Raw genomic sequence first — 24,361 nt, 5'->3', positions numbered from 1 at the left:
GCAGTATACCAACATGATCTTGATTATCAAGGAGTTTCTGATGAGCAGATCACGAAATAATTTACTGCGCCTATCTGGGCATTATTCTAAGCTGTCGGCCTCAGTCTTCCTCGTCATACCCCTTCAGCAATTGACGTACATAAAGCCAAAGGACACCGGCAATCAGTGGTACGGAAAAGCTCAGCCCCATCAACACATCGTTACGTAAGCTGTCTCCGGGTACCGTATTGCGGACGGTTCGTTCGATCAGGTCAAAGGCGTAATAAGTCACAACGATGATCGTGAAGCTCTCCAGTTTCGCCTGCAGGCGCAGCTGGCGACGGGCACGACCGTTCAGCGCTTCGAGCAGATCACGGTTCTGTTTTTCAATAGACAGATCTACCTGTGAACGGATCAGCTCACTCACCCGGGCGATACGTTTCGACAGATGTTCGATACGCTTTCCAGCCGCCTGACAGGTGCGACGCGCAGGCTCCAGACGTCGTTCCATAAACTGGGTGATGGTCTGCAGGCCTTCAATACGTTCCTGACGTAACTCGTTTAATCGGGTATCCAGCAACGCAAAGTAGGCATCACTGGCGGAAAACCGGTTGGCGGTATCCGCGGACAACTCCTCCACCCGAGCCGCCAAGGTCATCAGCTCCTGCAACACTTCCGACGGCTGTTCCTGATGATCGCCAGTCATACGGTGGGTAATATCAGACAGCTGCTTATCCAGATCGGTGATCAACGGCATCGCTCGCTGGGCAACCGGCAATGCCAACAGGGCCATGTGGCGGTAGGTCTCAATCTCACAGATTCGTTGCAACAATCGCCCGGCCTGGAACGGTTGCAACGCACGGTCTTCAACCAAGACACGAACAAGCCCGCTCTCTTCCCTGACAGCAAAATCAGTCCAGAGTGTGGCACCACCACTCATTACATCCGAGGCAGCCAGTTGGCGATCACCAAACTGTTCGGCCGCAAAGTCCCGTTTGCCAAAATACTTACGGCACCAGGCCAGCGGATCGTCCCGTCGGCGGCGGAACAGAATCTCGGCCCCCACCAGCATTTCACCAGGCAGCAAATCACCCGAGATCAACGGCAACCAGCGTTCGGCCAATACGTCTTCTGTTTCTGCACCAAAGTGGTACAACGTCAGGCTATAAAACTCATTGTGTCGTTCAAACCTCAGCCCCATCTCGTCGGAGCTGATAAAAAAGAAACCGGAATCAGATGTTCTCGCATCAATACCCAGTCGGGCGGCCATATCCAGTGCAGAATCTACGGCCTTTCCCATCTGATCAGCAGGCAACATTATCGCCAGATGCACCATATAGAGCGGCGCCTGGACCTTCTGAAACGGTCGGGCGTGAACTTCGTTGGTAATCCGCTCATACAACGTGTGGGTCTGCATCATCACTTAAGGTACTTATCCTCCTCTATTTGACAGATCATGCGTTTTAAGTGATCCATCCTAAAATTCTGTCTTTATTCATTACCAATAGTATTTTCTGAAGCATTAACCGTGCCCAGGCTATCCAAAGTCCCCACTTGAAATAACCGGGCCATCACCGGACAATACAACGGATAACATATTAAGGATTACCCGATCTCTATGCGCAAGTTCGAAGACTCTATTCCCCTGCAACTGCTCAAGGCCCGTGAAGCAACCATGAGTTTTTTCCGCCCTATCCTGCAGGAGATCTCCCTGACCGAACAGCAATGGCGCGTAATCCGTGCACTCAACGAATACACCGAGCTGGAATCCAAGCAGCTGGCAGAGCGCTGCTGCATCCTCAGCCCAAGCCTGACCGGTATCATCAACCGCCTGGAGCAACAGGGTCTGATCCAACGTCGCAAATCACCGGAAGACCAGCGCCGAGTGTTGCTGAGTCTGACCGATGAAGCCAAGCAGATGTTTGACGAGGTCAGCCCCCGCCTGGAAGCCCGTTACAAAGCAATGGCAGAACAGATCTCCGAGGAAAAACTTGAGCAGCTGAACGAGTTGCTGAGTGAGCTGTGTAAGCTCAAACCGTAACCCCCCCCCCTTTCAATCCCTTCCTGCCAAGTCATCCCTTTGATGTCGGGTCGGCATTGCCCGACATCAAGCATCCCGGCCCATATTCCTTCATATTTTCAACACCACGCTGAAATCCTATCGGCACCTAGTCCCTTAGACTAAAGGCTAAAAGTTACGAAATCAGCAACACAGAGTTAGCTTTCGACCCCTTGACATTAGATAACATCTTAATTAATTTATTTAACATATTAATTATATTATATCCCACCGGCATCGGATTCAGGCAGAGAAACGTGGACTGAGCCATCATAGATGATGTGGGACAGAAACCTGATGAGGGAAAAGAGAGATGGGCGAAATCGTATTGGCAGCAAAAATTACCCACGTACCAACGATGATTCTGTCGGAGTCTGCAGAGGACGCGCCACTGCGCGGTTGCCGTAAGCAGGCGATCGACGGCCTGATGGAGATCGGTCGTCGCGGCCGTGAGGCGGGCGCAGACACCGTTGTGGTTCTGGATACACACTGGCTGGTCAATGCCGGCTACCACATCAACGCCAATGAACATTTCAAAGGTAACTATACCAGTCACGAGTTTCCGCACTTTATTCAGAACCTGGAGTACGACTTCCCGGGTAACCCAGCTCTGGGTGATGCCATCGCCGAGAAAGCCACCGAGAAAGAGGTGTTCACCCTCTCCCATCAGGTTGAAAGCCTCGATCTGGAGTACGGCACCGTTGTACCAATGCGCTTTATTATGCGTGAAGCGCCGGATCTGAAAGTGGTCTCTGTTGCGGGTTGGTGCACCGTGCACAGCCTGGAATCCTCCCGCAAACTGGGTGAAGCGATCATGGAAGCGATCAAAGAGAGCGACAGCAAAGTGATGCTGCTGGCCTCCGGCTCCCTCTCCCACAAGATTTGGGCCAACGACGACTACGCCGCCAACAACGGCACCTTCACCATCTCCAGTGAGTTCAACCGCCAGATGGATCTGCGTGTCCTGGAGCTATGGGAGAAAGGCGAGATCGCCACCTTCCTGAAGATGCTGCCTGAATACGCTCAGTACTGCTCCGGCGAAGGCGGCATGCACGATACCGCCATGCTGTTTGGTGCCCTCGGCTGGGATAAGTATGACGGTAAAGGTGAACTGATCGGCGAATACTTCCCAAGCTCCGGCACCGGCCAGGCCAACGTGGTCTTCTCTCTGTAAGAGAACAGTTTGAGTTCAAAAGGCGACCCGGGGGCTTTGGCCCCCTTTTTTATCCGGGCAAGAGATGCACATGCAGGTACCGGACTGAACAGAATTTAGCGGAGATCAGCGATGCTTAACGCAACTTACCCCTACTATATCGCCAACAAACCTGAAGCGCCCAATCAGGACCTGGCGGTCTATGACAAATACAGTGGCGACGTCGCCACCCGTGTCGCCATGGCCGATACCGCGGCGATTGATCGTGCGATCGCGGCAGCGGATGCGGCGGCCGAACCGATGCGTAAACTGCCTGCACACAAACGTCAGGCGATCCTGAATCACTGTGTGAAACGCTTTGAAGAGCGCTTTGAAGAGCTGGCCGAAGCGCTCTGTATCGAAGCGGGCAAACCGATCAAGGATGCACGCGGTGAAGTCACCCGCCTGATCGATACCTTCCGCATTGCCGCAGAAGAAGCGGTACGCATCAACGGTGAAGTGATCCCGATGGATATCACCGCTCGTGCTGAAGGTTACACCGGTATGTGGAAACGGGTGCCGATCGGTCCGTGCTCCTTTATCTCGCCATTCAACTTCCCGCTGAACCTGGCTGCGCACAAAGTAGCGCCGGCGATTGCGGCAGGCTGCCCGTTTATCCTGAAGCCAGCAAGCCTGACACCCATCGGAGCACTGATTATCGGTGAGGTGCTGGCGGAAACCGACCTGCCGGACGGTGCGTTCTCCGTCCTACCATGTCACCGCGACGGTGCCGACCTGTTCACCACCGACGAGCGCCTGAAACTGCTCAGCTTTACCGGCTCACCGGAGGTAGGTTGGAACCTGAAAGCCAAGGCGGGTAAGAAACCGGTTGTGCTGGAACTGGGCGGCAACGCGGCCTGTATCGTTGACGAAGATACTGATCTGGATGATGCGACAGCTCGCATCGTATTTGGCGCGTATTACCAATCCGGCCAGAGCTGTATCAGCGTGCAGCGTATCATGGTGCACGACAGTCTCTACGACGTAATGCGCGACAAACTAACTGAGGCGGTCAAAGCCCTGCCAATGGGTGATCCAAAGGATGAAAACACCTTTATCGGCCCGATGATCTCCGAAAAAGAAGCCACGCGTCTGCACAACTGGGTAGTAAACGCGGTAGACAACGGCGCCACCCTTCTCTGCGGTGGCGAGCGCGACGGTGCGATGCTGCAGGCAACTCTGCTGGAAAACGTGGCGACCGACCTGGACATAAACACCCAGGAAGCTTTTGGCCCGGTAGCCATCCTCTCCCGCTTTTCCGATTTTGATGATGCACTGAAAGAGGTGAACAACTCTGACTTTGGCCTGCAGGCCGGTATCTTCACCCGCGATATCTACAAAGCGCAGAAGGCCTGGGATGAACTGGAGGTCGGTGGTGTGGTGATCGGTGACGTACCTTCCTGGCGTGTGGATCACATGCCATACGGCGGTGTTAAGGACAGCGGTCTGGGCCGTGAAGGTATTCGCTATGCGATTGAAGATATGACCGAGATCCGTCTGATGGTCATTCGCGATCCATCCTGATCAGTTAAAGCCTGGGACTGCGATCGAACCGGTTGCAGTCCCGTTATGCATTTGAGTTTTAACCACTCCCCCGCCTGACGCACCAAACGTCCTTGCTTATAAAACCGACAAACATGTTTAAAAAACATACAGAAAGCCATTGAAATTTGCCTTTCCGCAGCAAGAAGCACCAAAAACGCCCACCAGCTCTTGTTTTAATTAGCAAAAGATATAATGATGCTGAACGACGGTTATTTATATTTTTACGCCCAAATCACTCTACTTTACGGTAGTTATAAGCCCGAACAGATCTAAAACCCAAAGTAATTAAGACCTGTTAACTAGCACCGGGCTTGTTTAAATTCACATACAGAAAAGTCAGATTTCGCAACGGACTGCTACCTCACTTTTCTAAGAAATACCCAATACCGTCAGGCAACTTAAATAATAAAAAATGCCAAAGGTGAGCAGTTGCAGTATCAAAAGGCACCGATCAGTTCGGTAGTTATGGCTGGCGCTTTGCTGGCTATTTCCCACCCGGTAGTAGCAGCGCCTGATAGCGACGACTTTTCCACGATGTCGCTCAAAGAGCTGGTTGCAATGGATGTATTTAAATCAGCGTCCTTAGTCCCTACGCAAACCAGTAAAGCTCCGGGCACTCTATACACGTTCAGTCGAAAAGACTTTAAACGTTTTGGCGTACGTCGCCTGGAAGACCTGATGGCTTTTGTGCCAGGCCTGCAGCTCAACCAGTACCGTAAGCGTCACCGCTCTGTCTGGTCCCGGGGTCTCCTGGATCGTTACAACGACAAGATGGTGCTGATGGTCGATGGCGTGCGTATGCAGCACCTCTATTACGGCCACTTCTCACTGGGCGACAATCTGCCCCTGGAATATATCGAGAAGGTTGAGGTGATTCTTGGACCAGCCTCAAGTCTTTATGGCGCCAACGCCTTTGGTGGCATTATCTCCATCACTACACGTGACTTTGCCGAGCAGGCCAACTGGGAAACCACGCTGGAAGCAGGCGACAACAACCGCGGCAAAGGCACCCTGTTTTACAACTCACCCACCTTCCAGGCATTTGGCAGTTATATTGATCAGGATGCACCGTTTCGCAAAGAGCGTAAAAGCTTTATCGGTGGCGATGTACTGCAACCGCTGGACGAGGATTACACCAACCTTCAGCTCAAGGCGATGCCGATAGAGGGCCTGACCCTGGCGCTGGGTTACAACAGCAACGAAACACCGTTTCTGTTTATTCCCCCGACCCAGGATGCATTTGTACAGGAACGTAACCTGACATTATCCGCCTCATACAACCACGGCTCGCTGGATACAGGACGTCTGGAAAGCACGCTGTACTACCGGGATGATAAAGCCCGCGAATACGAGGTTGAGCAGAATACCCGCACATTGGGGTATCAGGAGTACCAGAACGCCACCATGGCGGGCGCTTCGGTGACCGGGCTTAAACGTTGGCAGGATCATGTATTCGCAGCCGGTGTGAGCTGGCAGCATGAAAAGGCCGAGCGTACCGATTTCGAGCGTTTCTTCCACTTCCGCGACGGTTTCCTCAGCCCCACGGTCAAGGGTAACCTGTTAAACGACCCGGGTATCACAAACAACAACTATGCAGTGTTTGTGCAGGATGTATGGGAGATCAATCCCGATCTGAACCTGACCCTGGGTGGACGGTACGACTACTTTGACCAGTTCGACGGTTACTTCAACTACCGTGCTGCCCTGGTCCATACCCCTGACGCACACCAAACCTGGAAAGCACAATACGGCACCGCGATCCGCACACCCACCTTCCGTGAATATCTGAAAGTCCTGGAAGGCACTACATTCCAGCCACCCGAGGTTGACGCGGAGGAGATCCACCTGCTGGAACTGGGTTATCTCTACCAGTGGGATGAAGCCAACCTCAGTTTCACCCTGTTCCGCAGTCATCTGCACGACTTTATTCACGAAGTGCCTACACCGGACGATGCTGACGAATACTTCGCCAACAGCGACGATACCTACAAAATACGTGGCGCAGATGCCCTGTTTAACGCTCGCCCTACCGATGATCTAAACCTACGCCTCGGTCTGGCGTACCTGCAGTCAGATACGGCAGACGGTGAGCTGCCTTATCTCGCGTCCTGGAGCGGCAGCCTGAAACTGGATTACAACTACCGCCCGGATCATACCGTCGGCTTCTCCGTCGTCTATAACGATGCGAGGCCCGACAGCAACAGCTTTGATGAAGACAAAGCCAAAACCTTTTTTATCGCCAACCTGTTTGGTTTTGGCCAGATAACACCCGAGATCAGTTATTACTTCGGCATCGACAACCTGTTTGATGAAAAGGTCTTTGATCCGGCCGCGGACTTCGGCTCCCAATTCAACAACGAGCGAAGCGAGCGGGAGATCTGGCTGCGCCTGAAGTGGGAAAGCAACGTTTTATGAAGCTGACCTTATCTCAGGAAGGCGGCGTTAAGGGACCAAACACACGCATCAATCGCAGCATTTTGCTCGCGGTGATTGCCGTGTTGCTGTTCGCGGTACAGCCAGACACAAGCCATGCGGCATCCAATGGTCACAAGCGAAACCTGATCAAAACTGCATTCGTATTTAATATCGCCAAATTTGTGACCTGGCCCGATGAGGTTTACATAACAAGGCCTCAAACCCTGCGCATCTGCTTCTACCGTAAGGACTTCCTGCGGCGGGCATTTAGCTCCATTGATGGCAAGCGAGTCCGGGAACGACAAGTTGAGGGCCTGACTATTGAGCACGCGAATGACACTGCGCGCTGTGATGTTGTATTGGTCGCCCAATCCCAGTTAGCGCGCTTTGAAGACGAATCAGCACAGCAGGCACAGCAGCCCGCGCTGGTGATCGCAGATCTGACCACGATGCATAACAGCCCCCGTGTGTTCCGGGGTGTAACCATGAACCTGGTGCGCCAGGGCAAATCGATCGGTTTTGAAGTCAACCTGAGCGACGTAAAACAACGTGGCTTGTCCATGAGCTCCGAGCTTTTGAAGCTGGCTCGCATTATCGACACTGAGCATTGAATAGATGAGTATCAACCGCCAATCACTGCGCAAAAAGCTGATGTTGCTACTGATGATCGTCAGTTGCTCTGTGCTGTCGTTGGTGACGCTGGGTTTTGCGATCAGCGACTGGATTAGCTCCCGTGATGACATCTATGATCGTATGCGCGCACAGGCCAGCATCATTGGTCAAAACAGTGTCGCCGCCCTGACCTTCTCTGACCCCGACGCGGCCAAACGGACCCTAAACACCCTGGAAAACACCCACGATATCGTAGGTGCCGTGCTGTTCGACAGCAATCAACATCCTTTCTCCAGCTACCAGCGTGACAATACTGAGCTACCGTTATCGCCCCCCGAGGCCTACGAGGGGTCCTTAAAAGGTACACTCTACGTCAAACTGCCAGTGCAGTTAGATGGCGAACAGATCGGCTGTATTGTACTTCTCTCGGAACTGGGCAACTGGCAGCAACAACAGCTGCACCGTATGACCATTGTGTTTGGCCTGTTCCTGTTCTCATTGCTGGTCGCCGTATTCCTATCCAACGTTGCCCAGCAGATCGTTACCCGACCTATCCTGAGTCTCGCCCGCACCGCCCGCCGTATCACCGATACCCGGGACTACGACCTGCGCGCCGCAAAGCTTTCCAATGACGAGATTGGCAGTCTGGCCGACGACTTCAACCAGATGCTGGATCAGATACAGCAAACAGAGAAGGAGTTACGTGACGCCCAGAGCCAGCTGGAAGAGAAGGTCAACGAACGTACCTCCGAGCTGCTGGAGTTGACCGAACAGCTGGAGCATCAGGCGTTCCACGATACCCTCACAGGCCTTGCCAACCGTGCCACCTTTGACACCAACCTGCAGGCCGCAATCAACTATGCCGGTCGCCGGAAGCTGAAATTGGCGGTGATGTTTCTGGATCTGGATCGCTTCAAAAGCATCAACGACACACTCGGTCACGCGGTGGGCGACAAACTGCTGGTAGAGATGGCAGATCGGCTGAGCCACTGTCTGCGCCAAAGCGATACCTTGGCACGTCTGGGTGGAGACGAATTCGCCCTGCTGCTCCCGGACAGCTCCCCCAATGCCGCGGCCGAAGTCGCCACCAAAGTGATTGAGGCCGTCAAACAACCGATCCATGTGGAAGGCTATAACCTGCAGGTAACCACCAGTATCGGTATCAGCATCTTTCCGGATAACGGCGCAGATGCCTCCAGCATTCTGAAGAATGCCGACACCGCGATGTACAGCTCGAAAGAAGCCGGTCGCAACCAGTTCAACTTCTTTAGCCCGGAGATGAACGCCAGCACCGAGCGCCGCCTGGTTCTGGAAAACAAGCTGCGCCAGGCGATCAACGATAGTCGTTTCAGCATCCACTACCAGCCTAAATGGCACGCACACAACGGTAAGATGCTGGGCGTGGAAGCTCTGGTGCGCTGGTTTGACGACGAGGAAGGCTTTATCTCGCCGGAGGAATTTATCCCGCTGGCGGAAGACTGCGGTCTGGTGAGTGCCATCGACGACTGGGTATGTAAAAACGCCTGCCAGCAGATTCAATCCCTGTTTGCACAGGGGCAACCCACCATTGGTCTATCGGTAAACCTGTCACCCACTCAGGTGATCCATAAAGATATCTATAAGCGCATCAGTACCATTCTCACCGAGACCGGTTTCCCGGGAGATCGCTTGGAACTGGAGATCACCGAAACCATGCTATCCGCTGAAGTGGAGCAACTGCATGACGATCTGGAGCTCTTGCGCCCGCTGGGCGTGGAAGTTTCCATCGACGATTTTGGTACCGGTTATTCGTCATTGAGCCGCCTGAAGAGCTTGCCGATCAATACCCTGAAGATTGACCGTTCCTTCATCAACGACATCGGTCAGGACAGCGGTGATGAGGTGATCATCCGCACCATCATCGATATGGCACACAACCTCAACCTGCGCGTGGTTGCCGAAGGGATCGAAACCGAAGAGCAACACGATTTTGTCCGCCGCCATAACTGCGACATGGTACAGGGTTACCTGTTTAGCCGTCCGGTACCTCTGGATGAGCTGGCGCAATTACTGGCCGAATCCGAGCATAATCAATCGGTGACTTCATACTAAAATCAACCGTCCCATCGACAAATAGCCAAACCGTCCTGGACCGCTACGGGTTAAAATAGCGCACCAAGAGAACCCCAACCTGCGCCAGGACGGATACCCGCAGTTGAATACAGCAAAGAGCGCCCCCGCACCTTCAGCCCTGCTTCTGGCAGGTATCGCCATGGCGAGTCCGTTGGCGCTGAACGCCTTTATTCCGGCGATGCCCGACGTGGCACAGAGTCTGGACCAACAGATCAGCACCATCCAGCTGACCTTCACCCTCTATCTGCTGACACTCGCGGTGGGGCAACTGCTGTGCGGACCACTCTCAGATTACTTTGGCCGTCGACCGGTATTACTCGCAGGACTCGGGCTACATCTGCTTGGGAGCCTGTTAGGCGCCACCGCTGACGATATCAGCCAGCTGATCAGCGGACGCGTGTTGCAGGCGTTGGGGGGCAGTGCCGGCATGGTGCTGGTGCGGACTATTTTGCTGGACCTCTATGGCCGCGAAGGTGCGGCCAACAGGATGGGGTATGTGGTGATGTCGATTGCCATCTCACAAGCGATCGCCCCGGCACTCGGCGGCTACATCAACCTCTGGTTTAGCTGGCAGAGTATTTTTTACCTATCCCTACTGATCAGCACGTTGATCTGGCTGACCACCCTGCTGCACTTGCCGGAAACCTGCGCGCAGAAAACCGAGACTTTTGGCCTGATACCCGTTCTGCGGCAATACCAACAGATCCTGCGCAGTCCGTCCTATCTGGGTTACACCCTCTCCACCACCTTTATCGCCTGTGCCTTTTACCTGTTTGTCGGCAGTATGCCCTATATCGTGGTGGACCAGATGGACGGCACCTCCGCCGATTTCGGTAACTGGTTTCTGACCGTCTCGCTGGCGTTTATGCTTGGCAGTTTCATTTCGACCCGTATCTCAGCAAGCCTCCGCATCGACAACATGGTGCGCCTGGGTAACGGCTGCTCCCTGCTGGGCGCCGCGCTACTACTGACCTTCAGCCTTCTTGATTACTGGCAATACGCCACCCTGTTTTTGCCCATGGCCCTGCTCACCTTTGGCCGTGGCATGAGCCAGCCCAACGCCCAGCTTGCGGCTATCAGCAGTTCTTCCGGTGCCGCCGGAACTGCATCCGGTCTGATGGGTTTTATCCAGCTGATTACCGGCGCAGCCGTGGCCCAGAGCATTCCTTTCCTTATCGACACAAGTGTTGTGCTGCTGATCACCTTTATCTTTATAGCCCCAGTTCTATCATGGTTATCTCACCAATTCGCAATCACCCGAACTAAATCGCCGTAGGGAAATGGCGCTTAAACCATAGCTCCAGAAACCTAAACCCTGATATGTGACTGCCTGTGCTTAAGCGATCTGATCTGTTCTTTCTGCTGTTTTCTGCTCTGTTGTTTTCGCCCCTGGTCTGGGTCGACAACCCCGCGCAGTTACTGAAAGCCGCAAATCACAGCTACCCGCTGCTGGCGAGCTTTATCAAGTTTGCGGTGCTGGCCACCTATGGCGAGCTGCTGGGGGCACGCATCGTCAGTGGCCACTACCCATTGGCTACCTTTGGCATCCTGCCAAAAGCGGTGGTCTGGGGTGTATTCGGCATCTTTATCAAACTGTGTTTTGTGATCTATGTGAACGGCGTACCGATGGCATTAAGCCTGATGGGTATGGATCAGGCCGCCACAGCCCTGCAGGGACCGGTATCGGTGCAGATGCTGATCACAGCCTTCGCCATCAGTCTGTCGATGAACCTCACCTTCGGCGTCTGGCTGATGACGGCCCACAAAGTCACCGACCTGCATATCGCTACCTATCAAGGCAAGCTGGTTGCACTGGTCCGCCCGATCCAGATTGGCCAGATCCTGACGGAGATGAACTGGCAACGCCTGTGGTCCTTTGTGTTGAAGAAAACCATTCCTCTCTTCTGGATCCCCTGCCATACCCTCACCTTTATGTTACCCAGTGAGTATCGTGTACTGTTTGCGGCATTCCTCGGCATCATTCTGGGATTGATCCTGGCGTTTGGAAGTCGCCATAAAACCCCTGAAAATAGGGCGCCAGCTGTGTAAAACACAGACACCAGCTTGTTTAAATCAAGTTTTTGATCAACTGGCGCAGGTTTGCAAAAACGAATGGTTGCCCCAGAAATAGAACGATGCTTGAATGTCCTAAACCCAGGGCATGACGAGTAACACATGGAAGACACTTCCACCGACATCCTGATGGCACGCCAGCCAATCTTCGACCGTGAATTGCGTGTTGTTGCACATGAGCTTCTCTACCGCTCATCGGGAAACCGGACATCCGCCAACGTTTTTGACGGTAACCAGGCAACCTGCGATGTCCTGATCAATCATTTCACCAGTATTTTTGATCGCGGAAACCAACGTCAGGTACCGGTATTTATCAACCTGACTGAAGACCTGTTGAGCGGAAATAGCCTGCCCGCTTTCGACAATAAACAGGTGGTACTTGAGGTACTGGAAGACGTTGCTGTCACCGACGAGGTAATCACCGCGGTTCGTCACCTGGCATCGGCCGGTTACCGTATCGCACTCGACGATTTCGAATACAGCCCCGCCCACGATCCGCTGCTGCACCTTGCACATATCGTTAAAGTGGATCTGACCATCACCCGCGGTAATGACTTGGTCACACTGGTCGAGCAGTTACAGCCATTTAACGTGGCCCTGCTGGCAGAGAAGATCGAAACCGAAGAGGAATTTCAGACCTGTGTGGCGCTGGGTTTCAAACTGTTCCAGGGTTATTTCCTCTCCCGCCCACAGGTGATTGAAGGCCGTAAGATTTCTGATAACGAATTGGTACTGATTGAGCTGCTGGCTGCGCTGGATGATCCGAACACCTCACCGCAGTATCTTGAAGGTATCATCGCAAGGGATCCACACCTGACACTGAAGTTGCTGCGCATCGTCAACTCGTCCCGTTATGCGCTGGTACAGAAGATTGAAAGCCTGGCCCAGGCGATTGTGATGATCGGCTTTGTCGAGATCAAGAAGTGGGCAACGCTGATCTCCCTGTCGAGCAACAGCAACAAGCCGTCTGAACTGACACTGCAAACCCTGACCACGGCTTACATGTGTGAAATGGTTGCGCAGCGCAGCGCTGGCGTGAATTCCAGCTCGGCATTCTTGGTGGGCATGCTATCCACCGTGCACGCGATGCTGGGTATCAGCAAAGAGGAACTGCTGGAACGACTGCCTATGAGCGACGAAATCGTTGCAGCTCTCACCGACCGTAGCGGTACCCTAGGCCATGTGTTGGTTAATGCCGAACGTTACATGGCGGCTGAATGGGACCAACTTTCGCAGGATATCGACCTCTCGCTATACCGTGAAGCCTACGAAAATGGTGCAATTCAGGCGACCGAAAGCCTGCAACAGGTATCCGGCCTCAAATAACGGCGCCATCACTCGCTTAAAGAACAAAACCCGCTATCAACGCGGGTTTTGTTTTATTACCTGACTGGTAAACCCGATCAGGAAAGTGTCACCACGCGGGCCGACAAGCCGATCAGAATGCCACCGGTAATCCGGTCGATCCAACGCGTATGTTTCTGCAGATAGGTCAGCACCTTGGAGTGGGAGAACACCAATGCCACCAGCACATACCATAGCCCATCAATGCCACCCGCCGTTGCCATCATAATCAACTGATCAGAGAGTGTCTGCCCGGCAGATACAAACTGCGAGAACAGCGCGATAAAAAACAGTGCCAGCTTCGGGTTCAGCAGAGAGATCATCAAACCGTCCACACCCGCTTTCCACCAGGATACGTGTTCGGTCTCACCCACTTTCAACACACCGTCGCCCTTCGCGGTCAATGCCTTGTAACCCAACCAAGCGAGGTAACCGGCACCACCCCAGGTGATCACCTTAAATAGTACAGGCGACTCAGCCACCAGAATCGCCAAACCCATTACTGTTAGCAATGCCCACAACGCCACACCAGCGGCGTGGAAAATCGCCGCCGCAACACCGTGCTGACGCGAGTTGGTGACGGTATGACGCAGCACCACTGCCAGGCTCGGCCCCGGTGTCATCGCACCCAAAATGCAGATTGCTACAATTGAGAGCCAGGTTGCTAAAGTCACGGCATAATCCTTTTCTTAAGATCTTCATAAATCTGTAATCCATTATGGGGATCGACTCCACACCGGGGTAATACTTTATCGTTATGACCCGAGCTGCTACGCTTGCGGCATGGAACTTTCGCAGATAAACCTTAACCTCCTGCTGTCGCTCTACCACCTGTTGCGCACCCATAGTGTGACCCAGGCGGCCGAAAGTGCGCACATCAGCCAGCCCGCCATGAGCCGTAACCTGGCACAGTTGCGTGATATTTTTGCCGATCCCCTGATGGTACGTGTCGGCAACGATATGCATCTCACGCCCCGCGGTGAAGCGGTCTGGCAGCAACTGCCACCGATGCTGAATCAGCTGGAGACACTGTTTATCCCCAACAGTTTTGAGCCGTCGGGATATCAGGGGCAGTTCAACGTGGCATCCACCGACTACGTGACCCAGGAGCTGGCGCCGGAGTTCCTGGCCGAGCTGCAAACCAATGCACCCGGCATCGGTGTCCATTTCCATCTGTGGAAACCTTCGATGATGGACAGCTTGCGTCAGGGCCGACTAGATCTGGCGTGCTGTTATCTGGATGAGGTGCCGGATGATATCTATGGTCGCCAGGTAGGATCAGACGGTTTCTGTTGCCTGATGAGTCAGGGCCACCCGCTGGCAGAGAAAGAATCCCTGTCGCTGGATGATTTTATGGCGGCTGAGCATCTGGCGGTGACCGGCGGCGGCGACAAGATCCGCGCGGTGGATAACGCCCTCTCCCGCCTGAATTTGCAGCGGGAGCTGAAAGTCACCGTACCCTTTATCAACTCCGCACTCGCCATGACGGCGCGCTCCAAGTACCTGCTCACCCTGCCGCAACATATCGCCAACGATCTGGGCAACCGGTACAACCTGCTCTACCGTTCACTGCCGTCTGAACTGGAGGTGGGGCGAAGCGCCTACTACATGATCTGGCACCACCGCATGAAGGCAGACCCCGCCCATCGCTACCTGCGCGAGACCCTGTACAGCGTGATTCGCACCGGCGCGCCCCACGTTCCCTACAACGACCAAACCGGGATTTAATTGTCCGAAATAAATCAAGGGCTTATATCAACCCAGGTCATATCAATTTTGATATAACCTCTATCCCGAATAGTCATTGGAGCTGATCACCACAGCGCCCTAAACTGCCCGCAAATCACTTGAGTTTGGACGTAGTACGATGGGCGAATGGCTGTTATTGGTGGGTATCTGTTTTGTGGGTGCGATGGTTCCGGGGGCCAATACGGCTCTGGTTCTGCGTCGTACACTGGCAGGAGACCGCAAAGGAGCCTTTATCACAGTCTCCGGCCTCTCCTTGGGTCTGGCGACTCACGTCGTCGCCTCCATGCTGGGCATTACTGCCCTGATCAGTGAAACCCCGGCGCTGTATGATGCGATCCGCTGGTTGGGCAGCGCCTATCTGGTGTACATGGGTGCCACCTACCTGCTCACCCGTGGCAGCAACAACCCGGATGAGGAAGGCAACAGCCACCTGTCCTTGAGTAATCCGTTTTTGAGCGGCCTGATGGTCAGCCTGTTGAATCCAAAGCTTCTGCTGATGTTTATAGCCCTGTTTAGCCAGATTATCGATGCCGCCCACGGCTGGCAGATGATGACCCTGTACGGCGCGACACCGTTGGTGACTGAAGCCCTGTGGCTAACCCTGATCATTGTCCTGCTGTCCCGCCCGGCGATTCAGAGCCGGATGAACAAGATTCGCAAAGGGCTGGAACGTATGATTGGTGGCGGTCTGGTTCTGCTGGGGATCAAAGTAGGTCTGGGCTAACCAGCCCTTCCGCCTCTTCACGTAATTTGGTGAGCCCGGCCTTTTGCAGTTGCCGGGTTCGCTCTACACTCACCCGCAGCTGATCCGCCACCTCCTGCAACGTATGCTCGCGACGACAGCCGATACCAAAGCGCAAGCGCAACACCAGAAACTCCTTGTCACTTAAACGTTCAGCACAGCGCTCAACCAACCTGCGCAGCTGCAGCTGGTGTGCCGATGCAGAGGCGTCTTCTCCTTTATCCGGCAGATCAAATTCCAGGTCGTCACTTTCCACATTTTGCAGCGGCTGATTGAGGGACAAACTGGACTTGGGAAACGCCCGGATACGCTCCAATGTGGCGACATCGATACCGGTTTCTTCGCTGATCCAGGCCAAACTGGCCCGTTTTCCGAAACGATTGATGTGCACCGTTTCCGCCCTGCGAATCTTCGCCAGTTTTTCCTGCAGATAGCTCGGCCGGGATATCAGATGGTATCGCTTCTGCAACGCAGTCTTGATCACGTTCTGGATGCAGAGCATGGCATAGGTCGAGAAACGGAAACCACGGTGGAAGTTGAAGCGATCCACCGCCGTAATCAATCCCACATTGCCCTCCTGAATCAGGTCATCAAAGGTGACACCCGTGTGGCGAAACTTCATCGCCACCTGATACACCAAGCGCAGATTGCGCTGCACCAGCTCATTTCGCAGATCAAAATAGCGCTGCAAGCCACGTTTCGGATACGGTGCCCGGAGGTAGACATCGGGCTTTTCAATTAAAGCCACCAACTTATGCCGCCCTACCGCCAATGCTGCAACCAGTGCCGCCAGATTCCACGCCAGGTTTTCCGCCTCAGGGGCCTCGCGCTGATTCAGATGCTCCATTACCCGCAGCGTATCGATCAGGGTCACCACCAGGTTTTCCACATATTGCGGTGGTTCGGACAGTCCCCATTTCTTCGCCGCCAGACTGTTCCGCCCCTGGTGCAAAGCCAGATACTCCTCCAGCAATACTTCAAGGCTGTTCAAGCCCCGTTCCGAATCAATCAGGTACACCAGCATCTCGGTCAGTACACGGTTGATCTTTCGACCCAAAACCCGCTCTTCCTCGGACGTCAGCAGATCGATACTGCCCAGCTGCTGGCTATAGATATCCAGTGCACCGGCTTCCTGAATACGGTGAATGGCGGGGGAGAAATGCTCTTTGAAGATTGAAAGGTCAGCGTACTTCATCGGAGAGTGCACCTTGTTGTGAAACACTCCCTTTACGCAAAGGCCGGGTGATCAGATTGGAAGCCAAACGTCTTGGACCGGCTACCAAAGAAGGCAAAAACGCCCGCGGCGTAGCGGGCGCTTGAGATAATGAGTGGTGAGCAGATCTAAACCCAGCGCTCCAAGCCCTGCAGCCAGAGCTGTGCTTCCGCTTCACGGCGCTTGCGCAGACCTTCACTGTTCGGCCATAGGCGACGCATTGCCAGCAGCTCATTGGCGACTTTGGCCAGCACCCGCTCTTTGGCGGCATGACTATCGGCACGATCAGCTTCAACCAGAAGGTCACGAATCGTCCGCATCTCAGTGCGACGCTCATCCACCTCTTTTAAGCTTGGCCCACGGTTATACACCAAGCTGACCAAGGCCGAGCGGCACAGCTCCGGTAACCGAGGCAGCGACGGATAGATCGCTTTGGTCTGGGCGTAATAGTCCGGCAGCGTGTGGGACACGAACACAGGCCAAGCCGCTGAGAATGGCACTTCGATCCCCATCTCTTTCAGCTGCTGTACACGTGCTTTGCTGCCCTTTTTGCCGATGTCTTTCGACAGTTCAGCTATCACAGATTCTGGCAGGTGCGCACCCCACAATGCCCGAAAGTTTGCTTCGCTGGCAAAGCGTAGGTCATACCCCACCCCGATGGTGATACCGCTGCGTTCACCGGGAAAGTGAGGCCAACGGGTGAACTGCTCGTAATAACTCAATCCGCCCGTCTCTTTCTGGGCGATGAAGGCAATGCCATTCGGGTGTAACAGAGGAAAAGGTTCGGGTTGTGCGTCCAGCCAGCGCCACAAAGCTTCATCAGCGGTTCCCGTTTGAGCCTGCTCGGCCAGTGATTGGGCGTATTTCACACCATGCTGACTACCACCACCAAAGATGCCGTCAGCCTCCAACATCGCCCCAACCCGGTTCAAAAGCGTCTGCAAACGCTCGACTTCATCTCCACGGTCACCTCGACTCAGTTCTGGGTAACTCATCCTGTGTACCTTCCTTTTAGATCTGTCTGGATTCGTCGCTTGTTGCTTTACGGAATTCAGCTTGCCCTGATTCCGTTCCTTTTTACTCTTTTTGTTCTTCTTGCGATCGTCACTATCTTTGCGTGCTTCCGGTTTCAGAGTTTTCGCCTTACCCTTGCTGCCTTTTTTGACCTTATCTTTTTTCCTGAGCTTTTTACCTTGCTTCAGCTCATCTAACAGCTTGTCTACAAGTCGAATCAGCTTTTTCTTCAACCCCATGATGCTGTTCAGTCCGTCTAAGTAGCGTTGTTGTAATCATCATAGTGAGTATTGCAGACAATAAAAAACCCGCCGGACCAACTCTTTACGGAATCGGCCGGGCGGGTTTTCTTCAGCGTTAATCCGGTGTTGGATTAAGCTTCGATCTCAGCGTTGTGGTAAACCTGCTGTACGTCATCACAGTCGTTCAGCATCTCCAGGAAACGCTCGAATACTGGCACGTCGTCACCGCTCAGTGGCGTGTGAGTCTGTGGGATGAAGGTGATCTCTTCAATTTCGTACTCAAGATCCGGGTACGCTTCAGCCAGTGCGGTTTTCGCTTTGAAGAACTCGGTGTGCGGCGCCAGTACAGTCAGCATACCGTCTTCGTTTTCAATATCCGCAACATCCACGTCCGCCATCATCAGCGCTTCCAACACACCCTCTTCGTCATCGCTCTTGAAGACAAAGATTGCTTGGTGGTCAAACATGTGGGACACGGAACCCGGTGTACCCATCTTCGCTTTTGCTTTGTTGAAACAGATGCGCACATCACCGATGGTACGGTTGTTGTTGTCCGTCAGACAGTCCACGATCACCATGCAACCGCCAGGACCAAAGCCTTCGTAACGTGCCGGATGGTAGTCTTCGCCGCCACCACCCTGTGCTTTTTCCAACGCACGGTCTACAACGTGACTAGGTACTTGATCTTTTTTGGCTTTCTCGATCAGACGACGCAGTGCCAGGTTGCCATCCGGATCAACGCCGCCGTTCTTAGCGCATACGTAGATCTCTTTACCGTACTTGGAGTTAACCTTTACACGGGCACCCTGGGTTTTAGCCATGCTGGCCTTGCGGACTTCAAAACTTCTTCCCATTCGGAATCACTCTTAAACCTGATGTTAAGTGGAATGCCATAGATTTTAATCGGATCAGAAAAAAATATCAGGGTTGAAAACAAATTAGATGGGGGTGATCGTGCACTTAATTGCGTTAAATGCGTCTTTCGTACAGGAATTGACCACAAAAAAGGCCGTCCTAAGGACGGCCAATAGCCAATCACACAGCGATGCGTGTATCGACAGACGATATCCGGGGGTGACAACGAAACTAAGTAACAGTCGGTGAGACCTGTCTGCATCCGACCACCACTGAGCTCCACCAGATACCAGAGCACAATCAAAGGGGGCCAATAGGTTTACTTAAACAACGGATGGATGTTGTTCTTGTTGAACTTCAATACGGAATCCAGCTCGGTCATCTCAAAGGAGATCTGGCAGTAACCACTGTCCGTGACCGGTTTCATCCAGTCACACAGAATGGCAAATACCCTCTCTGCTACCGCCTGCTTCAGCTCCATACTGCGTCCATGCCCGATCTTGAGGTTCAGATTCAGGAACGCAAACTCTTCACGCCCATCAGCCACGCGGTAGTCCTCACAACGAATCGCGCGACTACGTACACCACCCAGCGGAAATGCGCCGGTGGAGACCACGTATTCGTGCAGCTGCTTGAACAGATCCTGAAACTCCAGCTGTTCGTGCAGGTTGGACGAGTATTCAACGATAAAGTGAGGCATTACGCTTCTCCAATATCCATTAAGCCATTGTTGTCGCGCTCGGCACCCAAAGGGCATAAAAGCGCTCTGCTACAGGACGTAGGGTGCTTTAAAACGCACCTTACAGATTCAATTCCCAACGGGATTAAACACCCCACTTCGGAATATGGTGATCCCCCATGCTAATGCAGACATTCTTCAACTCGGAGAACACCTCAAAGCTGTAGGTACCCCCCTCACGGCCAGTGCCGGAGGACTTGATACCACCAAACGGCTGACGCAGGTCACGTACGTTCTGGCTGTTTACAAACAACATTCCGGCTTCGATCTGGCGGCCGATGCGGTGTACACGGCCGTTGTCAGAGGTCCACAGGTAGGACGCCAGACCGTATTCGTTATCGTTGGCCATGCGCAGTACATCGGCTTCGTCTTTGAATGGGATCAGCACAGCGACCGGACCAAAGATCTCTTCCTGCGCGATACGCATGTCGTTGGTTACGTCACGGAATACGGTTGGGCGCACGAAGTGGCCGTTCTGCAGATCCGCAGGCAGATCGGACGGCTTGTCACCACCCGCGATCATGGTTGCGCCCTCTTCTACACCCAGCTTGATGTAGCCGGTCACCTTGTCCCAGTGCGGCTTGGAGATCAGGGAACCGACTTTGGTGTCCATGTTCATCGGGTCGCCCACGGCGATCTTGTCTGCACGCGCTGCGAAATCTGCGGCGAACTTGTCGTAGATGCTTTCCTGCACAAAGATGCGGGAACCGGCGGTGCAACGCTCGCCGTTGATGGAGAAGATACCGAACAGAGCTGCATCCAGTGCACGTTCGTAGTCGCAGTCGTCGAAGATCATCACTGGCGATTTACCACCCAGCTCCATGGAGAATTTCTTAAGACCCGCGTTGGCGATAATATGTTTACCGGTTGCGGTACCGCCGGTGAAAGAGATCACACTTACGTCATCGTTGCGGATCAGGGCATCACCGGTGGTCGCTCCGTAACCGTGAACGATATTGAATACGCCTGCAGGCACGCCCGCCTCCAGAGCAAGTTTGCCGAGGAAATCGGTGGTCAGTGGAGACAACTCAGACTGCTTCATCACCGCGGTGTTACCCAGCGCCAGACACGGCGCGGTTTTCCAGGTACCGGTCATAAACGGTACGTTCCACGGAGAGATCAGCGCACACACACCCACCGGTTGGTGCAGGGTGTAGTTCAGCATCTGGTCGTCCACCGGATAGGTGTGGCCGTTCATCTGTTTTGCCATCTCGGCAAAGAAATAGAAGTTGTTGGAGGCACGTGGCACCAGTGCTTTCTGGGTCTGGTAGATCGGCAGACCGGTGTCTTTGGTTTCCAGAATAGACAGCTCTTCCACGTTCTCAGCGATCAGGTCGCCCAAACGCTCGATGATCTTGGAGCGTTTCGCCACCGGCATATTCGCCCATGCAGGGAACGCATCTTTCGCCGCGGCCACCGCCGCTGCTACCTGCTCCGGGGATGCGTGTGCCACTTCGGCCAATACTTCACCGGTTGCCGGGTTAACGGTTTCGAAGGTCTCTTTACTCTCAACCCACTGACCGTTGATGAGGTTCTTGATCATCTCAATGCTCCAAATCTCTTAGCGTTTGTTCATGTTGTAGTTGGTGGGAAGTTGGGCTTCGCTTTGCGAAGGCCAACCTACATGTATTCCGTAGGTTGGCCATTGCGAAGCAATGCCCAACACAAACATCGATGACTCACCGCCAACTAATTAATATGTTAATTAATTTAGTTATGATCTTAAGCGTTGTCAATGTCTGACGGGGGAGAAATCCACAACTTCTTAAGATATTAATAAGTTGACAAGCAAGAACGGACCGATAAACTAATTAATATATTAAATATATTCTCACCAAAGCGGCTACTATTACCGCTTCTATATAGAGGACACACCATGAGGCACAGCCGAATACTTAAAGCAGGAGTGGCCTGCGATCAGACCGAGGAACACCGCAACACTCTGATTGCCGATCAGGATACGCAGTGGCTACCTGCTACCACCGGCACTGTGCTGGGGATCGCCCTTAACCACGCCGATCTGCGTGAACAGATGGCGGAGGCATTCAACGAAAAGCCACACGTTAACCCACCAAAAACACCGGTTCTGCATATCAAAACCGACAACACTCATATCGGTAACGGTGCAGCCATCCCAGCCCCTGCCGATGGCGAAGCGATCTACGCCGGTCCCTCTCTAGGCATTGTCATCGGTCAGCAGGCAACTCGCGTATCTGCTGCCGAAGCGCTGGACTACGTTAAGGGCTACACCGTCGTGAACGAAGTGAGCTTGGCGGAAAACTCCTTCTACCGCCCGGCCGTGAAAGCCAAATGCCGCGACGGTTTCTGCCCGATCGGTCCTTGGGTGGTTGATGCTGCCGACGTAAAAGAGCCAGGAGCATTGCAGATTGCGACTTACGTGAACGGTGAGATGCAACACTGCACCACCACCGCCAAGCTGCACTACGGCATCGCCGAGATCGTTGAATATGTAAGCAGCTTCATCACTTTGCAGCCGGGTGACCTGCTGATCGCTGGTACCCCGCAGCGTACCGAAAAACTGGCGCTGAAAGCCGGTGATACCGTTGCGATTGAAATTGAACAGATTGGCCGCCTGGAAAACCCTGTTGTGGCTGAACAGGAGATTGCACAATGAAACGCGCACGTATTCTGCATAACGGCCAAGAAACCGACGTAACCGTAAACGATGACCATCAGGCGGTACTGGCTGATGGCACGGTTCTGAACGAAAGCGACGTACACTGGCTGCCACCCTGCGACGGTAAGATCTTCGTACTGGGTTTGAACTACGCTGATCACGCCTCCGAGCTGGCGTTCAGCGCCCCGGAAGAGCCACTGGTGTTCCTGAAAGGCCCAAACACCCTGATCGGTCACAACCAGAAAACCTACCGTCCCGACAATGTGGACTACATGCACTACGAAGCGGAACTGGTGGCGATCATCGGTAAAACGGCGAAGAACGTTAGTCGCGAAGACGCGATGGACTATATCGGCGGTTACACCGTAGGTAACGACTACGCGATCCGTGACTATCTGGAAAACTACTACCGCCCGAACCTGCGTGTGAAAAGCCGCGACACCTGCACCCCTGTCGGCCCGTTCATCATCGACGCCGAAGACGTGGGCGATCCGTCCAACCTGGAATTGAAGGCCTACATCAACGGTGAGCTGAAACAGCACGGCAACACCAAGGATATGATCTTCGACATTCCGTTCCTGGTGGAGTACCTGAGCGCCATCATGACCCTGCAGCCGGGTGACATGATCTTTACCGGCACGCCGGAAGGTCTGGCGGACGTAAAGCCGGGCGATGAAGTGGTGATCGAAGTGGAAAAAGTGGGTCGCCTGGCCAACACCATCATCACCGAAGATGAATACGTTGCCAGCCTGAACGCCTAAGGAGCATCTATGTTATCTCAAGAGATTATCAACGACTGCGCCAACCAGCTGAATCAAGCCGAGAAAAGCCGCGAACAGGTGCGTCAGCTTTCCCTGCAGTACCCGGAGATCACCATCGACGACGCCTACGCCATTCAGCGCAAGTGGGTGGAGATGAAGCTGGCCGAAGGCCGTTCAGTGATCGGTCACAAGATCGGTCTGACCTCCCGCGCCATGCAGCAGTCCTCCCAGATCGACGAACCGGACTACGGTACCCTGCTGAACGACATGTTGTTCCAGGACGGCGGTGATATCCCGACCGATCGCTTTATCGTGCCACGTATCGAGGTGGAGCTGGCCTTCATTCTGGCCAAGCCATTGAAAGGCCCGAATGTCACCCTCTTCGATGTGTACAACGCGACCGACTACGTGGTGCCTGCGTTGGAGTTGATCGACGCCCGCAGCCAGTCCATCGACCCGGACTCCGGCCGTCCGCGTAAGGTATTCGACACCATCTCAGACAACGCCGCTAACGCCGGTGTGATTCTGGGTGGCCGCCCGATCAAACCGGATGCGCTGGACCTGCGCTGGGTGTCTGCGATGATGTACCGCAACGGTGTCATCGAAGAAACCGGTGTTGCCGCAGGCGTGCTAAACCACCCGGCCAACGGTGTCGCCTGGCTGGCGAATAAACTGGCGCCGTACGATGTAACCCTGGAACCGGGCCAGATTATTCTGGGCGGCTCCTTTACCCGCCCAGTCGCAGCTCGCAAAGGTGATACTTTCCACGTGGACTACGGTCAACTGGGTTCCATCAGCGTCAATTTCGCATAAGAAGGCTCGAGGAGATTAAAGATGGCAGCGCCTAAGAATACCTTCAAAGAACAGATCAAAAACGGCCCCGCACAGATCGGCCTCTGGCTAGGTCTGGCGAACGCCTACACCGCCGAACTGCTGGCCGGTGCTGGATTCGACTGGCTACTGATCGATGCGGAACACGCCCCCAACGATCTGCAGACCATTCTCGGTCAGTTGCAGGCCGTGGCGCCCTACCCGGTACCACCGATTGTGCGTCCGCCCTGGCCGGACCAGGTGCGC

The 24,361-nt window shown here is 54.0% G+C and carries 22 protein-coding genes; 15 read left to right on the top strand and 7 right to left on the bottom strand.

The genetic code is table 11. The features are described from left to right. Window positions 1–100 precede the first annotated feature (100 nt). The gene (locus ACEQ15_RS13035) at window positions 101–1,399 is read right to left on the bottom strand and encodes a DUF3422 family protein (protein WP_370279625.1); all 1,299 of its coding nucleotides are present in this window, start codon (window positions 1,397–1,399) and stop codon (window positions 101–103) included. A gap of 198 nt (window positions 1,400–1,597) precedes the next feature. Here ACEQ15_RS13035 and hpaR point away from each other — a divergent pair, with 198 nt between their 5' ends. The 9 genes from hpaR to ACEQ15_RS12990 all read left to right on the top strand — a co-directional run bounded on the left by hpaR (window position 1,598) and on the right by ACEQ15_RS12990 (window position 13,313). Further along, a complete protein-coding gene (gene hpaR / locus ACEQ15_RS13030) occupies window positions 1,598–2,020 on the top strand; it encodes a homoprotocatechuate degradation operon regulator HpaR (protein WP_370279624.1) in 423 nt (140 codons plus the stop codon). Window positions 2,021–2,351: 331 nt separating this feature from the next. Next, a complete protein-coding gene (gene hpaD / locus ACEQ15_RS13025) occupies window positions 2,352–3,212 on the top strand; it encodes a 3,4-dihydroxyphenylacetate 2,3-dioxygenase (protein ID WP_370279623.1) in 861 nt (286 codons plus the stop codon). Window positions 3,213–3,323: 111 nt separating this feature from the next. Next, on the top strand, window positions 3,324–4,754 hold the full coding sequence (locus ACEQ15_RS13020; protein WP_370279622.1) for an aldehyde dehydrogenase family protein: 1,431 nt from the start codon (window positions 3,324–3,326) through the stop codon (window positions 4,752–4,754). Window positions 4,755–5,204: 450 nt separating this feature from the next. Beyond that, complete coding sequence (locus ACEQ15_RS13015; RefSeq protein ID WP_370279621.1) at window positions 5,205–7,190, top strand: TonB-dependent receptor plug domain-containing protein; 1,986 nt, start codon at window positions 5,205–5,207, stop codon at window positions 7,188–7,190. Continuing rightward, the gene (locus ACEQ15_RS13010) at window positions 7,187–7,801 is read left to right on the top strand and encodes a YfiR family protein (protein WP_370279620.1); all 615 of its coding nucleotides are present in this window, start codon (window positions 7,187–7,189) and stop codon (window positions 7,799–7,801) included. The genes ACEQ15_RS13015 and ACEQ15_RS13010 overlap by 4 nt, the downstream gene beginning before the upstream one ends. Before the next feature lie 4 nt (window positions 7,802–7,805). Beyond that, on the top strand, window positions 7,806–9,893 hold the full coding sequence (locus ACEQ15_RS13005) for an EAL domain-containing protein (RefSeq protein WP_370279619.1): 2,088 nt from the start codon (window positions 7,806–7,808) through the stop codon (window positions 9,891–9,893). Between the two features lie 103 nt (window positions 9,894–9,996). After that, window positions 9,997–11,190, top strand: coding sequence for a multidrug effflux MFS transporter (locus ACEQ15_RS13000; protein WP_370279618.1), 1,194 nt, complete (start codon window positions 9,997–9,999; stop codon window positions 11,188–11,190). A 56-nt stretch (window positions 11,191–11,246) separates the two neighbouring features. Then, window positions 11,247–11,963 carry a hypothetical protein gene (locus ACEQ15_RS12995; RefSeq protein WP_370279617.1) on the top strand — a complete coding sequence of 239 codons (717 nt, stop codon included), beginning with the start codon at window positions 11,247–11,249 and terminating at the stop codon, window positions 11,961–11,963. Window positions 11,964–12,089: 126 nt separating this feature from the next. After that, on the top strand, window positions 12,090–13,313 hold the full coding sequence (locus tag ACEQ15_RS12990) for an EAL and HDOD domain-containing protein (protein WP_370279616.1): 1,224 nt from the start codon (window positions 12,090–12,092) through the stop codon (window positions 13,311–13,313). Between the two features lie 77 nt (window positions 13,314–13,390). Here the strand turns inward: ACEQ15_RS12990 and ACEQ15_RS12985 are convergent, their stop codons facing one another. After that, window positions 13,391–14,005 carry a LysE family translocator gene (locus ACEQ15_RS12985; RefSeq protein WP_370279615.1) on the bottom strand — a complete coding sequence of 205 codons (615 nt, stop codon included), beginning with the start codon at window positions 14,003–14,005 and terminating at the stop codon, window positions 13,391–13,393. A 109-nt stretch (window positions 14,006–14,114) separates the two neighbouring features. Between ACEQ15_RS12985 and ACEQ15_RS12980 the strand changes: the two genes are divergently transcribed. Next, window positions 14,115–15,059 (top strand): LysR family transcriptional regulator, encoded by a 945-nt coding sequence (locus ACEQ15_RS12980; protein ID WP_370279614.1) that lies wholly within the window; start codon window positions 14,115–14,117, stop codon window positions 15,057–15,059. A 139-nt stretch (window positions 15,060–15,198) separates the two neighbouring features. After that, entirely contained in the window at window positions 15,199–15,804 is a 606-nt protein-coding gene (locus tag ACEQ15_RS12975; protein WP_370279613.1) for a LysE family translocator, read from the top strand. Here the strand turns inward: ACEQ15_RS12975 and ACEQ15_RS12970 are convergent. From ACEQ15_RS12970 to hpaE, 5 genes are all read right to left on the bottom strand, one after another. Beyond that, the gene (locus ACEQ15_RS12970; RefSeq protein WP_370279612.1) at window positions 15,785–17,017 is read right to left on the bottom strand and encodes a sigma-70 family RNA polymerase sigma factor; all 1,233 of its coding nucleotides are present in this window, start codon (window positions 17,015–17,017) and stop codon (window positions 15,785–15,787) included. The two genes, ACEQ15_RS12975 and ACEQ15_RS12970, sit on opposite strands and share 20 nt — an antisense overlap. A 146-nt stretch (window positions 17,018–17,163) precedes the next feature. Next, window positions 17,164–18,030: a peptidoglycan-binding protein gene (locus tag ACEQ15_RS12965; protein ID WP_370279611.1), complete on the bottom strand. Its 867-nt coding sequence runs from the start codon at window positions 18,028–18,030 to the stop codon at window positions 17,164–17,166. A 392-nt stretch (window positions 18,031–18,422) separates the two neighbouring features. Next, window positions 18,423–19,145 (bottom strand): YebC/PmpR family DNA-binding transcriptional regulator, encoded by a 723-nt coding sequence (locus tag ACEQ15_RS12960; RefSeq protein WP_282355739.1) that lies wholly within the window; start codon window positions 19,143–19,145, stop codon window positions 18,423–18,425. Window positions 19,146–19,465: 320 nt separating this feature from the next. Next, window positions 19,466–19,846, bottom strand: a complete 381-nt coding sequence (locus tag ACEQ15_RS12955; RefSeq protein ID WP_370279610.1) for a 5-carboxymethyl-2-hydroxymuconate Delta-isomerase — start codon at window positions 19,844–19,846, stop codon at window positions 19,466–19,468. A gap of 124 nt (window positions 19,847–19,970) precedes the next feature. Continuing rightward, window positions 19,971–21,428 carry a 5-carboxymethyl-2-hydroxymuconate semialdehyde dehydrogenase gene (hpaE, locus tag ACEQ15_RS12950; RefSeq protein WP_370279609.1) on the bottom strand — a complete coding sequence of 486 codons (1,458 nt, stop codon included), beginning with the start codon at window positions 21,426–21,428 and terminating at the stop codon, window positions 19,971–19,973. A 333-nt stretch (window positions 21,429–21,761) separates the two neighbouring features. Between hpaE and ACEQ15_RS12945 the strand changes: the two genes are divergently transcribed. The 4 genes from ACEQ15_RS12945 to ACEQ15_RS12930 form a co-directional block, all read left to right on the top strand. After that, window positions 21,762–22,520, top strand: a complete 759-nt coding sequence (locus ACEQ15_RS12945; protein WP_370279608.1) for a fumarylacetoacetate hydrolase family protein — start codon at window positions 21,762–21,764, stop codon at window positions 22,518–22,520. Then, complete coding sequence (locus ACEQ15_RS12940; protein WP_370279607.1) at window positions 22,517–23,284, top strand: fumarylacetoacetate hydrolase family protein; 768 nt, start codon at window positions 22,517–22,519, stop codon at window positions 23,282–23,284. The genes ACEQ15_RS12945 and ACEQ15_RS12940 overlap by 4 nt, the downstream gene beginning before the upstream one ends. Before the next feature lie 9 nt (window positions 23,285–23,293). Next, on the top strand, window positions 23,294–24,097 hold the full coding sequence (hpaH, locus tag ACEQ15_RS12935; protein WP_370279606.1) for a 2-oxo-hept-4-ene-1,7-dioate hydratase: 804 nt from the start codon (window positions 23,294–23,296) through the stop codon (window positions 24,095–24,097). A gap of 21 nt (window positions 24,098–24,118) precedes the next feature. Next, window positions 24,119–24,361: aldolase/citrate lyase family protein (locus tag ACEQ15_RS12930; protein WP_370279605.1), on the top strand; the 243-nt coding region annotated here is incomplete at its 3' end.

The organism is Pontibacterium sp. (assembly GCF_964228735.1).
GTDB lineage: Bacteria > Pseudomonadota > Gammaproteobacteria > Pseudomonadales > Balneatricaceae > Pontibacterium.
This window is presented reverse-complemented; position numbering and strand designations above follow the sequence as displayed.